The 18,008-nt window shown below is 36.9% G+C and carries 19 protein-coding genes; 5 read left to right on the top strand and 14 right to left on the bottom strand.

Annotated features, from left to right (window positions below):
- The first annotated feature begins 294 nt into the window (after positions 1-294).
- Entirely contained in the window at positions 295-1,494 is a 1,200-nt protein-coding gene (gene tyrS / locus J2786_RS12105; protein ID WP_047434716.1) for a tyrosine--tRNA ligase, read from the top strand.
- 235 nt (positions 1,495-1,729) lie between these two features.
- A complete protein-coding gene (locus tag J2786_RS12100; protein ID WP_047434719.1) occupies positions 1,730-2,170 on the top strand; it encodes a GNAT family N-acetyltransferase in 441 nt (146 codons plus the stop codon).
- 175 nt (positions 2,171-2,345) lie between these two features.
- Here the strand turns inward: J2786_RS12100 and J2786_RS12095 are convergent, their stop codons facing one another.
- The 8 genes from J2786_RS12095 to panD form a co-directional block, all read right to left on the bottom strand.
- Positions 2,346-3,857, bottom strand: coding sequence for a helix-hairpin-helix domain-containing protein (locus J2786_RS12095; RefSeq protein WP_047434721.1), 1,512 nt, complete (start codon positions 3,855-3,857; stop codon positions 2,346-2,348).
- Between the two features lie 4 nt (positions 3,858-3,861).
- Entirely contained in the window at positions 3,862-5,139 is a 1,278-nt protein-coding gene (locus tag J2786_RS12090) for a PP2C family serine/threonine-protein phosphatase (RefSeq protein WP_052187125.1), read from the bottom strand.
- Positions 5,139-6,182, bottom strand: a complete 1,044-nt coding sequence (locus tag J2786_RS12085) for a TerY-C metal binding domain-containing protein (RefSeq protein WP_047434723.1) — start codon at positions 6,180-6,182, stop codon at positions 5,139-5,141. Before J2786_RS12085 ends, J2786_RS12090 begins: the two co-directional genes overlap by 1 nt.
- Before the next feature lie 17 nt (positions 6,183-6,199).
- Positions 6,200-6,838, bottom strand: coding sequence for a vWA domain-containing protein (locus J2786_RS12080; protein ID WP_047434726.1), 639 nt, complete (start codon positions 6,836-6,838; stop codon positions 6,200-6,202).
- 88 nt (positions 6,839-6,926) lie between these two features.
- Entirely contained in the window at positions 6,927-7,604 is a 678-nt protein-coding gene (locus tag J2786_RS12075) for a TerD family protein (protein ID WP_047378866.1), read from the bottom strand.
- A gap of 27 nt (positions 7,605-7,631) precedes the next feature.
- Complete coding sequence (locus J2786_RS12070) at positions 7,632-8,207, bottom strand: TerD family protein (RefSeq protein ID WP_034698933.1); 576 nt, start codon at positions 8,205-8,207, stop codon at positions 7,632-7,634.
- Between the two features lie 177 nt (positions 8,208-8,384).
- The gene (locus J2786_RS12065) at positions 8,385-9,467 is read right to left on the bottom strand and encodes a lysylphosphatidylglycerol synthase transmembrane domain-containing protein (protein WP_047434729.1); all 1,083 of its coding nucleotides are present in this window, start codon (positions 9,465-9,467) and stop codon (positions 8,385-8,387) included.
- A gap of 3 nt (positions 9,468-9,470) precedes the next feature.
- Positions 9,471-9,821: an aspartate 1-decarboxylase gene (panD, locus tag J2786_RS12060; protein WP_002976902.1), complete on the bottom strand. Its 351-nt coding sequence runs from the start codon at positions 9,819-9,821 to the stop codon at positions 9,471-9,473.
- Positions 9,822-10,220: 399 nt separating this feature from the next.
- On the opposite strand from panD, the gene J2786_RS12055 reads away from it, so the two are divergent.
- Positions 10,221-10,511, top strand: a complete 291-nt coding sequence (locus J2786_RS12055) for an HU family DNA-binding protein (RefSeq protein WP_002976900.1) — start codon at positions 10,221-10,223, stop codon at positions 10,509-10,511.
- A 490-nt stretch (positions 10,512-11,001) separates the two neighbouring features.
- Here J2786_RS12055 and pdxH read toward each other — a convergent pair whose 3' ends face one another.
- Entirely contained in the window at positions 11,002-11,643 is a 642-nt protein-coding gene (pdxH, locus tag J2786_RS12050; RefSeq protein WP_047434732.1) for a pyridoxamine 5'-phosphate oxidase, read from the bottom strand.
- 24 nt (positions 11,644-11,667) lie between these two features.
- Between pdxH and J2786_RS12045 the strand changes: the two genes are divergently transcribed.
- Both J2786_RS12045 and J2786_RS12040 read left to right on the top strand, forming a co-directional pair.
- The gene (locus J2786_RS12045) at positions 11,668-12,216 is read left to right on the top strand and encodes a YqgE/AlgH family protein (protein ID WP_047434736.1); all 549 of its coding nucleotides are present in this window, start codon (positions 11,668-11,670) and stop codon (positions 12,214-12,216) included.
- Positions 12,217-12,320: 104 nt separating this feature from the next.
- Positions 12,321-12,905: an N-acetylmuramoyl-L-alanine amidase family protein gene (locus J2786_RS12040; RefSeq protein ID WP_047434739.1), complete on the top strand. Its 585-nt coding sequence runs from the start codon at positions 12,321-12,323 to the stop codon at positions 12,903-12,905.
- 85 nt (positions 12,906-12,990) lie between these two features.
- On the opposite strand, the gene J2786_RS12035 is transcribed toward J2786_RS12040, so the two are convergent.
- The 5 genes from J2786_RS12035 to J2786_RS12015 all read right to left on the bottom strand — a co-directional run bounded on the left by J2786_RS12035 (position 12,991) and on the right by J2786_RS12015 (position 18,005).
- Complete coding sequence (locus J2786_RS12035; RefSeq protein WP_047434742.1) at positions 12,991-13,806, bottom strand: aminotransferase class IV; 816 nt, start codon at positions 13,804-13,806, stop codon at positions 12,991-12,993.
- 78 nt (positions 13,807-13,884) lie between these two features.
- Complete coding sequence (locus J2786_RS12030) at positions 13,885-14,271, bottom strand: START-like domain-containing protein (RefSeq protein ID WP_034696870.1); 387 nt, start codon at positions 14,269-14,271, stop codon at positions 13,885-13,887.
- 188 nt (positions 14,272-14,459) lie between these two features.
- The gene (locus J2786_RS12025; RefSeq protein ID WP_047434743.1) at positions 14,460-15,635 is read right to left on the bottom strand and encodes an aspartate aminotransferase family protein; all 1,176 of its coding nucleotides are present in this window, start codon (positions 15,633-15,635) and stop codon (positions 14,460-14,462) included.
- Between the two features lie 27 nt (positions 15,636-15,662).
- Positions 15,663-16,253 (bottom strand): hypothetical protein, encoded by a 591-nt coding sequence (locus J2786_RS12020; RefSeq protein WP_156121579.1) that lies wholly within the window; start codon positions 16,251-16,253, stop codon positions 15,663-15,665.
- A 12-nt stretch (positions 16,254-16,265) separates the two neighbouring features.
- Positions 16,266-18,005 (bottom strand): OstA-like protein, encoded by a 1,740-nt coding sequence (locus J2786_RS12015; RefSeq protein WP_047434747.1) that lies wholly within the window; start codon positions 18,003-18,005, stop codon positions 16,266-16,268.
- Between the last annotated feature and the right edge of the window lie 3 nt (positions 18,006-18,008).

The raw sequence follows: 18,008 nt of genomic DNA, 5'->3' as shown, positions 1-18,008 counted from the left end.
TTAAGCCATTAAGATTGATGGATGGTTAAGTTTTTCTTTTAAAACAAATCTTGTTATAACCCTGCAATGCGTCTTAATGGTTTAAATATTGGATCCTCAGGAAATACCTGTATATTTACATAACAATGAAATATCTGAACAGCATATTACGTCTTCCATTCTTCAGTGAATATTACACTCCGGGCTATCGTTCGGGAAGACTTTCTATATCTGTAATCCAATAAAATAATCTAACGTATATATAGAGCCCGGACAATACCTGTCCGGGCTTTTTTCATTTTAAAACTATTCAACATGATTCATCCATTACAAGAAAATGTGGCTATCATCCTGCCGGAAAACGGGCTGGAAGAAAAACTCGCTCAAGCCTCCAAAGAAAACAGAAAACTTTCTATCAAACTGGGGTTTGATCCTACGGCTCCGGATTTGCATCTGGGACATGCCGTTGTTTTAAAAAAACTGAAACAGTTTCAGGATCTGGGACATCAGATTATTATTGTTGTAGGAAGCTTTACGGCAAGAATTGGTGATCCTACCGGGAAAAACAAAGCCAGAAAACCTTTAAGTGCTGAAGATGTACAGCATAATGCCCAGACTTATATCAATCAGCTCTCCAAGGTTATCGATGTAAAAAAAACAAAAATTGTTTTTAATTCTGACTGGCTGGATGCTCTTGATTTTTCTGAGGTGATCCAGCTCCTTTCAAAAGTTACCGTCGCACAGCTGATGCATCGAAATGATTTTAATAAAAGGTTTACAGAAAATACACCTATCGCTATGCATGAACTGGTATATCCGATTCTTCAGGGTTTTGATTCTGTAAAAATAGCATGTGATATTGAAATGGGAGGCACGGATCAGCTTTTCAACTGCACAATGGGAAGACAGCTTCAGGAAGTGCATCAAATGCCTGCTCAGATTGTGATGTGCATGCCATTGCTGAGAGGTCTTGACGGAAAAGAAAAAATGAGTAAATCCCTGAACAATATTATCGGATTGACGGACGAACCTAATGAAATGTTTGGAAAAACCATGTCTATTCCTGATGCTTTGATTGAAGAGTTTCTCAACCTTACCACCGATTTTTCTATGGAACAAAAATCAGCGCTTCTTTCCAGAATTTCAGAAGGTGAAAACCCTATGAATATAAAAAAACTGATTGCCAAAAATATCATCAGCCAGTACCATGATCCGGCTTCGGCTGACAATGCAGAACAGTTTTTTATCAATCAGTTTCAGAATAAAAATTCTGAAGAGAAAGTGTATGAACGTGTGGCGATCGCTTCATTGAAAAGTATGAAAAACACAATTTCTCTTGTTGAACTCTGTCATCAGCTTAAAAGCGACCTCAGCAAATCAGCAATCCGGAGGTTAATTGAGAGCGGAGGAATTCAGATCAATACAATCAAAATAACGGACGCTGATGAAAAAATGGAACTGATCCCCCAAACTAAAATAAAAATAGGGAGAAGGGGCTTTTTTGAGTTAATATAAGGCTGGAAGATGGAAGCTAGAGGATGGAAGTTTCTGGCGGAAGTCAAACATCTGAAGTTTTTTGACAGGAATATTTTTTTAAAAAACAGTAGTTACAATAAAAAAAGCAGAAGTTCGCTCCAGCACAATAGTAACTTCCTGCCTCCTTCTCTCAGCTTCCAACCTTTAATATACGCAATAAGAAATGGGACTGAAAATTGCATTCAAGTAAGAGCTTAATTTTTTATATTTGAATATGGATCTTAACCTGCATTATAAACAAGCTGATGAAACAGATATTGATTTTCTTCTTAATCTCAGAATGAAAACCATGAATCCTCATTATGAAACTTCAGGACTGTCTACTGACAGAGAGACAACTTTACAACGAGTTCTGTACCAGTTTGAAAAAGCTCATATAATTTTTTTAGATCATCAACCGATAGGGCTGTTAAAACTAGACAGAACATTTACCAACATTGAGGTTCTGCAGCTTCAGATTGATCCCTCCCAACAAGGTAAAGGACTTGGAAAAAAGATTTTGTCTGATATCCTGGAGGAAGCTTCATTAGCAGGAAAAACAGTTTCATTAAGTGTTTTAAAAACCAATAAAGCCCAGCATCTTTATAAAAGTCTTGGTTTTAGAATTGTGGATGAAGATCAGTATTCTTATTTTATGGAAACGGAAAGGCAATAGATGTTTTTAAGTTCTGGCCAAAGTAGTTGAATGTTTCCTTTGATCAAATAATTTGACTTTTGTCATTCTGACGAAGGAAGAATCTCACACATAAACAGCCATATGAGATTCTCCATTACATTTCATTCCATTCAGAATGACACTCCGGAAACAAGCCTTGATTATCCGTTAGCCTTTACTGATTGGCCATGGTCACATAGATGAGTCTTCCGCCTTCTTCCGTAGACAGCAGTATTTTTTTACCATCAGTGAGTTCTACCATAGAACCCGGCGGAATTTCTTTTTGTTCTGTGATATCTTTCATTCCGGATAATCCTTGATTTACCAATACCCATTTTCCCTGATGGAATGTAAAATATCCTACAGGCATTTTATCCTGCATCGTCAGATTTTCATTTCTTATTACTTTCCTGGAAACATGCCATTTGAACAGATATTGATTATGATAGACCATCAGTCTGTGATTTTCCGGTTTCCAGACCTCATCATCAAATTTAAAATATAAGTCTAAAACCGGTAATGTTCCCTGATGTGGTGTTCCGCAAAAGGGGCATTTTGGATTGCTCGTATTATCAAAGACGTACCATTTTTCGGTACAATCCGAATGATGACAGGGTTGGATCAGATCTACAGTTTTCAGCAATGCAGCTTCCCATTCATTGGCAGTAGGACGTCTGATGGGATCATGCAGTCCGTCTATGAATGTTTTTCTGAACAATTCTGAAAGATAAGGCCCTGTAACCGTATAAGGAATCTTTTGAGGATCGCCCCAGAAGGCATCCCATTTTCTGAGATGATCTGCTTTTACCTGATTGGAAGGATTTTCCGGATCTTCTACAAACAGCGCTTTTTCTCCCATGGATAAAATTTCATCTTTTTCGGAATCCAGATCCCAGATTTTTCCTCCACGAAGCGGATGTCTTCTCAGAAGATACATATAAATCAGAACAGCGAGTGCGTGCAGATCTGTTTTTTGATTGGGCAAATGTCTTCCGGGATCCTGAAGTTTCAGATGCTGGGTTTTTAAAACTTCAGGCGCAATGAAGTCTGCTGTTCCTATGACTTCCGGCGGAAAGAGCTTGGGAACAACAAGCCCGTCAATATCAATGATACAGGCAGATTTTGTTACGGGATCTACCAGAATATTATTATAAGATAAATCGGAATGTGCCAGCCCCATCTGATGCAGCTTTTTCACTCCCCTGCTGATATTGACTGCAATCTGGAAATAGCTCAGCCAATCCCCAAGCTCCGATTGATCCAGTCTTAAAGGGTATTGCTGATTTCTGAACATGGGAGCCGTAAACCACTTCCCCACTTTATCCTGTCCGCGGATATTATCCGAGCCGACATAGCCTTTGGCAAAATAAAATTTATTATGATAAACAGGAACTACAATTCCTGTGAGTGTATTTCTTTCAACAATATCATAAGGCCATCTGAATATTTCGTTCAGAAAGTAGTCTGAAGTATTTCCATTCTGTATGTTTTGCAGATAAGTGGAAACAATCTTCATGATTCTTTCTTTCTGTCCTTCATCCAGCGGATTACGGTAGAAAGCGACTACATATTCTTTATCAGGCGAAAAATAAACATCTTTCACACCGCCCCGGATAGGGTTTTCATCTACATATTCATAGGATTTGGCTGTGTCCAGAACAGAAACAACCTTAATGGTCTTTTTCATGGTATTAATAGATTATTGCCAATGTACGGTCATCATGATTTCCTCTGCTCCAGAAATCGCACCAGATTAAAAGTTCTTCATCAATTTTTTCATCATTGATAAAATCTGCTTTCGTCCGGTCATCATTATTTCCGGCAAGGTCTTCAAAAAGAGTTTTCCAGCTTTCTGTGTCTTCCAGTTTATTTTCTGTGATAAATTTAGGATCATAAATACCATCCGTCATCAGAACCAGATAAGAAAAGTCCTTCACACAGGTGATCCGGAAACGGGAAGCCATTGTATCATTAAAAATTTCTTTCATGGTGATAAAGCGGGTGCCTCCGCCAAACTCACCCACATCCATCTGATTTAAGAGTTTTACTTCAGAAAAATCAGGATTGATGAGATTAATCGGGCAGTCTCCTACTCCAAAGCTAAGAATGACATACCCGAAACTAAACTTTTTAAGTAAAGTAAAAATCAGCGTAGCATGCAGATCACTTACAGACAGAGCATTTTCGGATGCCGTTTGTTCCAATGTTTGATGGACATGTAGAACACTTTCCGATAAAATATTTTTGATGTTTTGCTCAGCATCTGATCGTTCTACATCTGAAGAGTCTGAAGCATACATCTGATTGATATTATTTTCAATTCCCCTTACTATTTCCTGCGAATTAAAAAACTGACCTATCGTTGCTGTTGCCAATCTTGAACCTTCTCTTGCAACAGCTGCTGAGCCCGCTCCATCTGAAACAGAAACAATATTCCAGTCTTCGGGAAGATTATACACAGTAAAATCATCTTCACGGAATTTCCCTTCATGGGCATGGGAACGTCCTCTTTTGGAAGCCACCACAATTTTTTTATCTGAAAAAGAACCTTTAAAAGAATCTTCTTCAGATTTATAAAAAGCTGCATTTGTATCGCTGGGAATATTTTTCCACAAATCTTTCGGATCTGCATTGACAAACAGCTGTATTTTTTTTGTCTCGATATGCTTCTGATCATGAATGTGATAAAACTGAACATCCAGATGATACATATTGTTGGTAACCGGGGTTCCTGAAATGGTATTGTTTTCAAAAACAAGCCCTGTTTCCTCAAGACCGCTGATATTCCGGATTTCTATATTCGGAAAATCATCCATATCAAGGCTGAATTCATAGAACTGCTTGGCACTGGCATTTTTCAATACCCAATGAGCATCTTTGAATTCTTCTTTTTCTTTAAAAATAACAGCCTGTTCCATCGTCTTCGGCCTGGATTCATCAGTTGATTTTCTGAAAAACTTGCCCATCATTAGCCTAAGGTTCTGTTAATATCAAATCCGCCGCCGGAAAATCCGTAATAATCCGACGTTCCACACCATGGACATTTGCTGTATCCTTCTCCTCTCAGGCAATGAATACCTCCGCATGAACAGGTAGCTAATGCAATGGGATTGGCACAGTGCGGACATGAAGTTCCTCCGTCCAGTTCTTCGATATTGATTTTAAGATGTGTTTTTTTGTTTGAGGAAAGTCTGTAGTAAGCTTTTTCATCAATTTTATAAGCACCGTCAAGCCTGTAGTATCTTGTAGCCATTCCCGGTATGCTTGATTCTGCGAATGCTTTTTTAAACTTCATCAGATAAAGCTTTTCTGTTTCCTGACATTTTCCATTCAATACAACAAAATTATTATCCGGGAATTTTTGCTCCATTTCGGGATCTACTTTCTCCAGAATAAGAGAATCAATTTTAGACAAATTAATTCCTTCTTTTTTGGCTTCTGTTACGCTCTGGCTGGTTGTTTTAATAGAATCCGTTACCCATTTGAAAAACTCTTTGTAAGAATTCTCATCAGAATTATTGAATAATAAAACGTTGTCTGCCAGAGAACCGAGAAGTTTATAATTGGTATTTTCCCCAATAGATACTGCAATTGTATTGGATTTCCCGTTATATTTTTGAGTCCATCTTTCAATGGCTTTGGTAGCATCATCCGTGGGAACACCATCTGTAAACAGGAAGACGATAGGTTTCCAGTCGCCTTTTCTTTCGTACGTTGTTTTTACAATATCCCGGTCGATACAATCCATTAGTTTAATTAAACCCTGAGAAAGTGACGTACCGCTTCCAACCGGAATTTTAGGGGGATAAAAACTGATAATATCCTGCATGGGAGTAATTACTTCAGCTTCTCCCGCAAAACCAATCACGGAAATATAAACGGTTTCAAGTGAATAGGGATCTTTTTTTAATTCCCTTATAATATTGGCGATACCTTCCTGTACCTGCTCAATAGGCTCTCCTACCATAGATTCGGAGACGTCTACTAAAAAATAAATCGGCAGTCTTCTCATGCTGTAAAGACAATTTTTTAAATAATAATATTAAGCTCCGATGGTGGCGGAGGTAAGGTGATGTTTTCCCCTGTATTCTGTGATTGTCCTCCCTGTGTAATGGAAGAGCTCACCCATTTGAAAAAGGAAGAAAGGGTAATTGCGTCTGTAGTATCCAGCTTTACGACATGATCTGTCAGTTCTTTCAGAAACTGTTCATCTGCTTTCGGGCCTGCAGCGCATCCTACAATAGCACCAAACTCCAGTCCTCTGATCACAGGAATCATCTGCCTGTATTTCTGAATATCTGAAGGCTTTCCATCCGTAAATATAAACAGTAACGGCTGCCAGTCTCCTTTGGCATCAGCAGATTCTTTGACTATTTCTTTCTGAACCAGTTCTGAAACCATTTCCAGTGCTGCTCCTGTATGCGTGGGACCGCTATCCGGACAGGTAATTTCCATGGGATAAAAGCTGGCCAGATCTGTTAAAGGAATGATATTTTTAACTTCTCTATCGAAGGTAATAACACTCAGATGCAGGCTGTCCATCGCCTGCGGATCGGCACGCAGCATACTGATAAGGCCGTTAAAACCATTATTCAAAGCCTGAATAGGTTCTCCATTCATAGAACCTGAGGTATCTAATAAAAAATAAGCTAATAATCTCCTGCTCATTATAGACAAGTATTAATTCTGAAGCCGGCAGAGGCAGTCGGAGACTTCCAGGCCGGCTTTTATTTTGATTTGATAAAATTTTGAGAATCTAGTTGGAATATGCGTATTGCTGTCTCAGAATATCTATAAAGTTATCTGTATGATGCGGCTCTCCTACAGCACGGAACTTCCAGTCGCCGTTATGACGGTATGCTTCTGCAAAAACCATAGCACACATTCCGTTCATACTTGAATCTCCGGAAAGGCTGTATTTCGTAATTTCTTTCCCTGAAGCATCTACTGCACGGATAAATGCATTTTCGATCATTCCGAAGTGCTGGTTATTGGTTCTTCCCTGATAAATGGTAACCAGGAATACGATTTTCTGATAACTCTGATCCAGCTGATCCAGTCTTACAATGATTTGCTCATCATCACCATCTCCTGCTCCGGTTCTGTTATCTCCGGTAAGCCATACATTTCCGCTTGGGTGCTGCATAGAGTTGAAGAAAACCACATCTCCCTGATAAAGGCCCATCTGTCTTCCATCATTGGTCTGTACTGTTCTTCCAAGATTGGCTACTTTTCCGTTGCCATCCAGAAGAAATGCGACTGCATCAAGGTCATATTCGGCTTCTTTACTGAACAGCTTTCCAAAGAATCCACTGCCTTGTTTTCTTACATCCCACCCTAAGCCAATGGTTACTTTTGAAAGATCATACACGCTTTCACCGCGGTCATTCTTTCTTAAATCTATCGTTTGTCCTTTCTGTAAATTAATTGCCATAGTTATAGTTTTTGTGTATTTGATGATTTATTTGATGATTTGCCCTTTGTAGTATTTTTCAAGGAAGAAGCCAAGATCTGCTCTGTATCCTATTCCTGAAGCTTCAAACTTCCAGCTTCCGTTTCTTTTGTACAGTCTTCCGAACTCTACTCCGGTTTCAATGGAGAAATCTTCATCCAGTTCGTATTTTGCTATTTCCTGATTGGAATGATTATCCACTACTCTGATATAAGAGTTTCTTACCTGTCCGAAATTCTGTCTTCTTCTTTCAAAATCCTCAATGGTTACCACGAAAAGAATCTCTTCTACTCTTGAGTCTACTTTATCAAGGTCTATAATAATAGCCTCATCATCGTCACCATCACTGTTTTTACCACTGGGATCATCTCCTGTATGGGTAAGCGCTCCGTCCGGAGAATTCAGGTTATTGTAAAAAACAAAGTATTCTTCACTTACTAATTTTCTGTCAGAATCAATCATGATTGCAGAAGCATCCAGGTCAAAGTCGTAGCCGGTTCCTTCGTTCGGATCCCAGCCTAATCCAATCGTCATTTTAGTCAATCCAATCTCGATCTTTTGTCCTTTCTGTAGATTAATGGCCATAGTGTTTTATATTATAATTATTTTTTGCATTAAGATAGAAGTGATTTATGAACTGACCAAATTTATTGATAAAAAAATGCCACAGACAGCTTAATTAAAACGATTTAAATCAAAAAAAGCAATAAAAAAAGGTCCAATTAAAAAATTGAACCTTGTATTGTATAGGTTGGTATTGAATTAATTTTCAAATTCTTTATCCGAAACAGAGGCATTTCTTGCTTTGGCCAGCATAGGAATAGATATTAATCCCATTACCAGCATTATCACAATCTGCAGTGGTAAAGAAATAAAGGAATAGGTAAGTCCCATTTCACCACCGAAATCTGCACTTTTTCCTACTGAAATAAACAACGCCATAAAACCATACTTCATAGCCAGGTTATACGCTCCGATTCCTCCGCTGGCAGGGATAATCATACCTAATGTTCCTACAACAATAATGAAGAAACCGTCTGCAAAGGTAAATGCGGATGTTTCAGGAAGGGCAAAGCAAACCAGATAAGCGGCAAAATAATAGCAAATCCAGATTCCTAATGTATAAAGAATGAATTTTCCTTTTTCTTTTAATTTAAAAATGGAAGTTATCCCCTGAAGAATTCCTTTTCCAAAGTTGACAAGTTTCTCTTTTTTATATTTATAAAGTAGGCCTAACCCAATTAAAACCAATATTACAAGACCAATTTTAACGCATAAATAAAATGAATCAAAATCACTTACCCCCAACTTCATGATCTGCCTCTCAAAAAAGTTAGGAACAAACTCTTCTTTTTCATCCTTTTTATCCATTACAAAATGATAGAAAGCAAGAATTGCATTAAATTTAAAAATTCCTGTTAGAAGTAAAAATCCCATCATACATATAAGATCCACTACTCTTTCTAAAATAATAGTCCCAATAGATTTGTCTACAGGCACTTTTTCTACTCCATATAAAGCTGTTGCCCTTGCCACTTCCCCACTCCTCGGGATGGTAAGATTCATCAGATATCCAAATGATATGGACCAAAGTGCATTGGAGTTTGAAATTCTGTGTCCCATCGGCTCCAGCATCAGATTCCAGCGGATAGCCCTGAACCAATACGCCAGAAGACCAAATACGGAAGCAAACAATACCCAGATATAATTAGCTTTTGCCAGTGATTTCTGAATGACTTTAAAATCCAGCCCCCTTAAGGCAAGCCATAAAAAAAAGCCTGCAAAAGCAAGCGATATTACTATTGTAAGTATTGATTTTACCGGACTTTTTGATGTTTTCTCCATGTACTATGTAAGAAGGTTTGTTTTTTCATCCGGGAAAACGATCTTCGGCTGGAAGTCTTTTGCTTCCTCCGGAGTCATCTGAGCATAAGCAATAATGATAATGATATCATCTTTCTGTACTTTTCTTGCTGCAGGCCCATTCAGACATACTTCTCCTGATTTTCTTTTCCCTTTGATCACGTAGGTATCAAAACGTTCTCCGTTGTTCACATTGACGATATAGACTCTTTCTCCCACTACCAGACCGGCAGCTTCTATAAGATCTTCATCGATCGTTATACTCCCTATATAATTAAGGTCAGAGGCAGTTACTCTCACCCTATGAATCTTAGACTTGAAAACTTCTATTAACATGCTGCAAATTTATTAATAAAAATTAATAAAACAGGCCTTTATTAACATTTTAAAACTCCCACAAACACAGGGGTTTAATTTCACAAAACACAAGAAATATAAAAATTACTTATATATTTAACAATCATATGGTCAAAAAAATTAATTGTTTATACACAATTTAGGATTTAATAAATACGAAAAATAATATTAACTTTTTGCTAAAGTCAATACACATAAGCATTTGGCATGATTTTAGTAACCTGTAACGTAGATTTTCTGTGAAAAGTGGAATTATCATATTTTAACTGATTTCAGTGAAAAGCAAAAAAATTTTACAAGTTTTAATAAAAAAATTGCACAATTAGAAAATAGTACTATATTTGCTATAATTACGAACTAACTTTAATATTAAAAATTATGAACAAGTCTGAATTAATCGACGCAATCGCAAAAGATGCAGGTATCACTAAAGTTGCAGCAAAAGCTGCTTTAGAATCTTTCATTGGTAACGTTACAACTACTTTAAAGAAAAAAGACGGAAAAGTTTCTTTAGTAGGTTTCGGTACTTTCTCAGTAGCTGAGAGAGCGGCTAGACAAGGTATTAACCCTGCAACTAAAAAACCAATCAAAATTGCTGCTAAAAAAGTTGCTAAATTCAAAGCTGGAGCTGATTTATCAAATGCAGTTTCAGGTGCTAAGAAAAAATAATCATTCAGATTACAAAAATTCAAGGGCTGTTTCTTAGAAACAGCCTTTTTTTTATTTTAAAAAGATGATAGAGAATTAAACCATTAAGATGTTTTAAGGGGGTAAGAATTATTAAGTTTTGGCTGAAGCCTTTATTATACATAATAAAATAAGCGGGCTAAAGCCCGCTTCTATTGATAATGGAAACCTTGTTGTATTTGAAAAAATAGTCATTCAATAGGAACGCGCTATAATCCTGAGCTTAGTCGAAGGGAGCCGGTTTAAAAATAAATATCAATTCGCACAGCTTTAGCCAAAACTTAAAAGTAAATATAGTGCAGCATATCTTGTCATTATTCTCTGCAAACTAAATAAGTTTTGGCTGAAACCTCTATCATTATGCATAATAAAAATAAGCGGGATAAAGCCCGCTTCTATTGAATTACAGAGTTTATATTTCAAGTGGTTTATCTCATATTAAAACCGTCACTTCTAACCTCTTATTTTACCCTTAAGGAGCCAGTCTTGAAATCTTCCAGTCAAGATCTTCCAGCTGATAAATAATCCTGTCATGGAGGCGGTTGGGTCTTCCCTGCCAGAATTCAATTTCATAAGGTCTTGCAAGATAACCTCCCCAATTGGCAGGTCTTGGGACTTCCGTATTTTCATACTCCTTTTCCAGTTCTTTTAATTTACCTTCCAGAAACTCTCTGTTCGGAATCACCTGGCTCTGCGGAGAGACCACAGCTCCCAGCTGGCTGCCTTTCGGCCTTGAATGAAAATAACCATCACTAAGGTTTTCTGCAATCTTTTCAAGATCTGCTTTAATAATGATCTGTCTTTCCAGATTAGGCCAGAAAAAATGCAGACAGGCTTTATGATTGCTTTCTATTGCTTTTCCTTTTCTGCTGTCATAATTGGTATAAAAAATAAATCCTTCATGGGTATATGCTTTAAGAAGTACCATTCTTGTTCTCGGACACCCATCTTCCTCTATTGTAGAAACTGCCATAGCATTGGCTTCTGAGATCATCGGACTCTCATTGGCTTCCAAAAACCAGTCTCTGAACTGCTCAATTGGATTTTGTTTTATCTCACTTTCAATAAGTTGGGATTTCTCGTACACTTTTCTTTTGTCGTGCAGGTTTTCCATAAATATTTTTTATTAAATTTGAGTATGAATCACTCATACAAAGGTAAAATATTAATCTCGACACCTGACATTTCCGGCGATATTTTTTCACGATCGGTGGTATTGGTTATTGAACATAATGAAAGTGGTGCATTTGGTTTGATATTGAATAAAAAGAACAGCCAGATGAGTAGCAAATTCAAAGATTTTTTTGACTTTAAAATAGAGGTATATGATGGAGGACCTGTAGAAAACGACAAGGTATTTTTCATTGTAAAAGGCAAAAGAGTTACAGAAATCTATACCGATATCACTGATGAATACTATCTTACAGAAGATATTGAAAAGATCATTAATGCGGTTTTAAGCAGTGAACTGGATATTGAGCATATCAAAATATTTTCCGGGTATTCCGGATGGTCTTCGAACCAGCTGGACACTGAGGTTCAAAGAAAAATGTGGACCGTAGTAGATGTTTACAATCTTGATTATACGCTTCCCAATGATCAGACACTCTGGAAGTCTATCATGCAGAATCTGGGAGGAGAATTTCTTCTCTGGGCCAATTCCCCTGAAGATATTTCACTAAACTAAATGCATACTTTTTCGTATCATTCTGATAATTAACAAACTTTAAGATTCTTTTAACCAATTTTAAAGAAAGTTTTTCCGTTCTTTGGGAAACTAAAATCACTGATATGAAAGGTATTACATTACTTGCTTTATCAATATTTTCTACCGCATTTTTATCATTTACTCCTATCAACAAAAAATATATTGTCATCGATGCCGGACATGGTGGAAATGATTTTGGGGCCACTTATGGTGAAATTCTGGAAAAAAATATTTCATTAAGCGTAGCTAAGGAAATCCGGAAAATCAATGAAAGCCAGGACAAATATGAAGTTATTTTAACAAGGGATTCAGACAGCTATCCTACTCTTTCCGAAAGAACAGAGCTGATCAACAAGCTGAACCCTGAAATGGTCATTTCCCTTCACGTTAACAGTTCTCCGCAAAAAGAAAGATCTGACAACGGATTTGAAGTTTACGTTCAGAATTCTGATGTTTCAAAGGAATTGGCTGGAAAAATTTACAAGAAATTCAATGCCCGTAAAATTGAAGAACGCCACAATCTTCACATGCTAAGAGAAACCAAAGCACCTGCTGTATTGGTAGAACTTGGCTTCATTAATAATTCTGACAACAGGAATTACATTACCAGTGAAAAAGGGCAGAAAGAAATCGCACAAAAATTTGTTGAAATTATCAACGAATATTAAATAAAAAAAACAATTTCTGATTTACTCAGAATAAAACCCGGTAAAGGACTTCTGTAACTTTGTTGTTTACCGGGTTTGTCAATTTTTATGAGTTAAAACTTTTCTTCCAGCTTTCTACCAATCCGGAGAAACGGGAGGTTTCAAAAGTCTTGTTTCTTATCTTACCTACAGAAAACATACCTTTCTCGTCAGAAATCATTAAAATTTCTTCAGCTTTCTGAGATTCAAATGCAATAATCTCGTGTTCCTGGATATCCGCAAGGTTATTTTTATGTAAAAAAGTAACAAAATTTTCCATTAAAGGAGAGATGTAGGCTCCTTCTGTCTGCTTTGGCACTTTGATCACATCACCTTCTAAAAAGAGAAGATTCCCGGCAGTGGTACGTGCTATTCTTTTGTTTGGATTCAGAAGAATTACGTCGTCAAGATCATTTTCCTGGGCATAAATCCCCCCATAAATATTTTCCGGACAGTGAACCCTGATATTACTCAAAAGGTTGTTATTAACGTTAATTTCTTTAATCAAATCCAATTCCAAAGGTCTTTGATGAACAGCAAGCACATCCGCCATTTCCGTTACTTCGTAAAAGTAGGAAACAGAAGATTTCGCCAATGTTGCGCCATCATTATTTCTGAACACCTGGAAATTGATAATTCCGTTCTGTACTCCTTTACCTTCAATAATTTCTTTTTGGAAAAGAGTCTGGAAAAACTCCAGTGTATAAGTCAAAGGAATATTGAGTCTCATCTTTCTCATGGAAGCCATCAGGAAAAAGTAGCATTCTTCGTCCATGATCAATCCACCATTTCTTACAAAGAAAGAAACTTTCACTGAGTCTCCCCAAAGAAAAGCTCTGTTCTTTACATTTAACTCGTCTGATGTAAAATATTGATTTTCCAATTTTTGATGTGATTTATTTACAAAAAAATAATGAACGATAAATCGTTCATCAGTTTTATCATTTCATATAGCCCGGTATTATGCCGCACCTAGTTTTATTCTCAGGTTTTCGATAAGATTTTCCCAATACATTGCATTTTCCTCTTCATCACCTTCTTCACAGAAATCTGTAATATTTAAAGCAAGATCTTCTGTAATATCATCAATTGTGATAGTCATTTCAAAGAAATTTTTTGTTCCTTCATCCTCTTCCCATCTGAAACGCACGAAACCTTCAGGCTTATATCTGATCAAAGTGGCCTTCTCAGCAGGTCCTCCACCCCAGCTAAAAAAGAAATCATCGCCTTTCTCTGTTACCTCATCCGCAAACCATTCAGACAATCCCTCTGCAGTCGCCAGATATTCGTATAAAATCTCTGATAAACAGTGCATTGGAAATTCGTAATGGACTTTATGTTTCGCCATATAATCTTTGTTTTATCGTCCCGCAATATATAAATTAATTTTTTTATTACGCAAAAAAACAATTACTTTTTTATAGAATCTGTATGATATTTGTCACTGGATTTAAATCCCCGTGATGTTAAATTTTAAAGCTAAAAGTTACCATGCAAAACATAAAAAAATCTCCCCATTCAGGAGAGATTTTATCTTTAATTTTCATTCAGTATATCGAGAATAATCTGACATCCTTCACGGATTTCTTCCAGAGATAATGTAAGAGGCGGAGAGATTCTCATGTATTCATTTCTGTATAGCTGCCAGAAAACAATAAGCCCTCTTTCCATACATTTTTTAGCTACTTCCAGCGTATATTCAGGAGTTCCTAAATTCACGGCAAGCATCAATCCTTTACCGTTGATATTTTTGATTTTAGGATGAACCAAAAGTTCTCTGAACAACTTCTCTTTTTCCTCCACTTCATTCATTAAACCGCTTTCCAGAACTTCTTTCAATGTAGCATAACTTGCTGCTGCAATGAGTGGGTTTCCTCCAAAAGTAGTAATATGCCCAAGTTTTGGTGAGTGAGAAAGGGTTTCCATAATTTCTCTGGAACTCATAAAAGCTCCCACAGGAACTCCTCCTCCCATTCCTTTACCCATCACAAGGATATCCGGAACGATACCAAAATGTTCGAAAGAGAATAACTTCCCTGTTCTTCCGAATCCCGGCTGTATTTCATCTAAAATTAAAAGCGCTCCTACTTCTTCGCATCTTCTTTTTAATTTGATCAGATAGTCGTTATCCGGAACGAGAAACCCCGCTGCTCCCTGAATGGTTTCAAGGATAACACAAGCGGTCTTCTCCGTAATTTTACCAAAGTCTTCTTCATTGTTAAATTCAATAAAAGACACCATTGGCAGTAAAGGACGGAATTCTCTCTTGTGGGTTTCATTTCCTGAAACACTTAAAGCCCCATGGGTATTTCCATGGTAAGAGTTTTTAAAGGAAACAATTTCCTCCCTTCCAGTATATCTTTTAGCCAGTTTTAAGCTTCCATCGATAGCTTCTGCACCGCTATTCACAAGGTAAGTCACTTCTAATGGATCAGGCGTCGCTTCTGCAAGCAAACTGCATAATGCGACAGGTTTTTCCTGTGCATATTCTCCGTACACCATTACGTGAAGATATTTATCCGTCTGTTCTTTGATTGCATTCACAATTTTAGGATGTGAATGTCCCAAAGTATTGGCAGAAACCCCTGCTACAAAGTCAAGATATTTCTTCCCGTCTGTACCATAAATATAGCTTCCTTCAGCTTTTTCAACTTCAAAACCTGCAGCAAACTTAGTAGTTTGTGCCTGATATAGAAAAAAATCTTTTTGCATTTCAGAAATATTTTATGAAAGTCTAAATCAGTTTTCTTCTTTAGTACCTTTCTTTATTTTTATTTTAGATGTATTGTTGTAATCAAAATCAGAAAGATCATCGAGCTCAGTCTGAATTTTCTGTTTCCAGTCCTGTAGTTTCTGAGTATTAAGGCCATAATTGGTTTCATTGTCTATCAGGGCCTGAGCTTTTGTATATTCAGCTGTCAGATTATTAAACATTTCATTGGCATAAGTAAAACCTTTCCACAACGTATTTTTATGAATAAGCAGATCTTTACGCATTTTTCGGGCATATACTTCGGCTAAATCAAAATTGACCTGCTGATATTCTATCATAGCCGGAATATTGCGAGAATCAGGATTTATTGATGAAGCACTGCTGGAAAATTTATTGATAATCTTTTTATTAAAATTATTACTTAATGCATTAAATCCCCTTAACTGATAAGAAAAGTTGATTGCTGATCTGATTGAAATACGATCATCATGGGTAATCAATTTATAATCCTCTTTCTGTAATTTTCGTTCTTTACTCCATACAAATTCACCCGGTTGCAAATCTTGTGAAAAAAACATCAATGGAAAAAATAATAACAATAACAGAATTTTTTTCATACCTATTGCTTTCTATTTTCTTACTCTCTTTGGTTTTTTAGCTTCTTCTTTAGCTTTTTCGTCGTCAATTGCTTTCTGCGCTTTATCAAACAATTCGCTATCAGCCGTATATTGTATTTCTTCGTTATTGGGACTGTCTACAAGGATATCCTGCCATTTCCGGATCCGGTCTTTTGTATTCCAGTTGAAATCCGGGAATTTTCTTTTCGAAGGTTCTATCATACTCATCGGGTAAGTATCGGAAGCAGCTCCAATACTGCAGGAAATAATCTGGAGTGCTCTTTCTTCAAACAATGCTCCGATAATTCCGCAGGTAGATAATGTAATTCCTATTCTTTCAGGCTTTTTAGTTTCCTGATCAGTATCATCAACATATACGATTGACTGCGCGTTTCCAACTACTCTTGCTTCTTTAATCGCATTTTTCTCATAGTACACCGTCATGAATTTCCCTTTCACCTGATTAAATTCGTCTTTCAGGGTAAGTGAATCTACTTTACTGATGGCAAAGGCATTTCCGATTACTTTCAGAGAGTCAATATCTTCTGTTTTGGTATTGAAATAAGCTTCCACTTTATCTCCTGTAACCTGTTTCTCACCGCTCCAAAGAATCGGGTTGGTATACATATGCATGATTCCGTCTGTTTCATTGAAGGCAATGGAATCTGCTCTTCCTTGTGCATTGGATTTAAAAATACGTGCCTTTTTAAAAGCTCTCAGATAGCTTTTCTTGATTTTAATATCTAATGTATCCGGTCTTTGGTAAGAGATAATTTTTTCTGCGGCAAAATAAATGGAGTCTTTTTCCATTACTTTTACAGCATAAGGATTTTTAGTCATCATTGCGGAGTCTTTTTTCTCAAAAATTTCTCCGTAACCTCCTTTTATATATCTCCTTTCTATAGGATCATCAAGGGTTACATTTCCTGTTGCTTTGCCAAATCCTGAAATCTGATTATAGTACATATCATCACCGGTAAGGATTTTTTCATTATAAAAGATCCTGGAGTTTTTGGTTAGATAAGCCTCTTTGGAATCCATTTTATAAGTTCCTTTTTCCGTGTAGATTCTGTTTCTTGGATTGGTTTTGCTGGTAATGGTTGTAGGACCTAGAAAATCAGCAATTTTTGTATTCTGATTCTGCTTGATGTTGGGTCCTTCTATAGTATACTGAGGGGTTTCAATCTTTACATTTCCAGTAAGATCTACCACTCTTGTATTAAGAAAATAGGTTCCTACTTTGGCATAGGTTACGTTCTGCCCATCAGAAATTGTCCCTCCTGTGTTAAAATAAGCCTGATTAGCCAACCTGTCATAGTACAGGATATCTGTTTTTATGGTTTGTTTAGGATCAGTTAAAACCACATTTTTCCGGGCAACACCTTTCTGGGTATTGGCATCATATTCCATTTCACCTGCTGTGATGACAGAGCCGTCGGTGTTCTGAAGTCTTGTATTGCCTATTGCTTTTACAAAGTTTTCTTCATTATACAAAACGACTTCATCTGCTGTAAGGATGGAGCCTTGATGTTCTATCTGAACATTTCCGGTAAAATATTGATTTCCGTCGTATTTTTCAGGGTTTTTCTTGATCTCGTCCGCATGGATGATCTTTACTTTATCTTCAGGTCTCACCTGTTTGGGCTGAGCCGGTGAAGGAGCCTGCAAATAAGGATCTCTCTTCACAGGAGTTTTATCCTGCGCAAAGCTTAGCGTAGAAATAAAGAGTAACAGAAAAAGGGCTATTCTCATTAA

Source organism: Chryseobacterium vietnamense, from assembly GCF_031454475.1.
Lineage (GTDB): Bacteria > Bacteroidota > Bacteroidia > Flavobacteriales > Weeksellaceae > Chryseobacterium > Chryseobacterium vietnamense.
Note: the sequence above shows the minus strand (reverse complement) of the source record. Positions and strands in the feature narration are given on the sequence as shown.

Coding starts and splice junctions, on each gene's coding strand:
- J2786_RS12020 (WP_156121579.1), bottom strand. CDS start 16,253: ATGAAAAAAATTCTGTTATTGTTATTATTTTTTCCATTGATGTTTTTT.
- J2786_RS12075 (WP_047378866.1), bottom strand. CDS start 7,604: ATGGCAATTAATTTACAGAAAGGACAAACGATAGATTTAAGAAAGAAT.
- J2786_RS12085 (WP_047434723.1), bottom strand. CDS start 6,182: ATGAGAAGACTGCCGATTTATTTTTTAGTAGACGTCTCCGAATCTATG.
- J2786_RS12100 (WP_047434719.1), top strand. CDS start 1,730: ATGGATCTTAACCTGCATTATAAACAAGCTGATGAAACAGATATTGAT.
- J2786_RS12025 (WP_047434743.1), bottom strand. CDS start 15,635: ATGCAAAAAGATTTTTTTCTATATCAGGCACAAACTACTAAGTTTGCT.
- J2786_RS12040 (WP_047434739.1), top strand. CDS start 12,321: ATGAAAGGTATTACATTACTTGCTTTATCAATATTTTCTACCGCATTT.
- J2786_RS12095 (WP_047434721.1), bottom strand. CDS start 3,857: ATGAAAAAGACCATTAAGGTTGTTTCTGTTCTGGACACAGCCAAATCC.
- panD (WP_002976902.1), bottom strand. CDS start 9,821: ATGTTAATAGAAGTTTTCAAGTCTAAGATTCATAGGGTGAGAGTAACT.
- J2786_RS12070 (WP_034698933.1), bottom strand. CDS start 8,207: ATGGCCATTAATCTACAGAAAGGACAAAAGATCGAGATTGGATTGACT.
- J2786_RS12055 (WP_002976900.1), top strand. CDS start 10,221: ATGAACAAGTCTGAATTAATCGACGCAATCGCAAAAGATGCAGGTATC.
- J2786_RS12065 (WP_047434729.1), bottom strand. CDS start 9,467: ATGGAGAAAACATCAAAAAGTCCGGTAAAATCAATACTTACAATAGTA.
- J2786_RS12090 (WP_052187125.1), bottom strand. CDS start 5,139: ATGATGGGCAAGTTTTTCAGAAAATCAACTGATGAATCCAGGCCGAAG.
- J2786_RS12080 (WP_047434726.1), bottom strand. CDS start 6,838: ATGAGCAGGAGATTATTAGCTTATTTTTTATTAGATACCTCAGGTTCT.
- tyrS (WP_047434716.1), top strand. CDS start 295: ATGATTCATCCATTACAAGAAAATGTGGCTATCATCCTGCCGGAAAAC.
- J2786_RS12045 (WP_047434736.1), top strand. CDS start 11,668: ATGAATCACTCATACAAAGGTAAAATATTAATCTCGACACCTGACATT.
- J2786_RS12030 (WP_034696870.1), bottom strand. CDS start 14,271: ATGGCGAAACATAAAGTCCATTACGAATTTCCAATGCACTGTTTATCA.
- pdxH (WP_047434732.1), bottom strand. CDS start 11,643: ATGGAAAACCTGCACGACAAAAGAAAAGTGTACGAGAAATCCCAACTT.
- J2786_RS12015 (WP_047434747.1), bottom strand. CDS start 18,005: ATGAGAATAGCCCTTTTTCTGTTACTCTTTATTTCTACGCTAAGCTTT.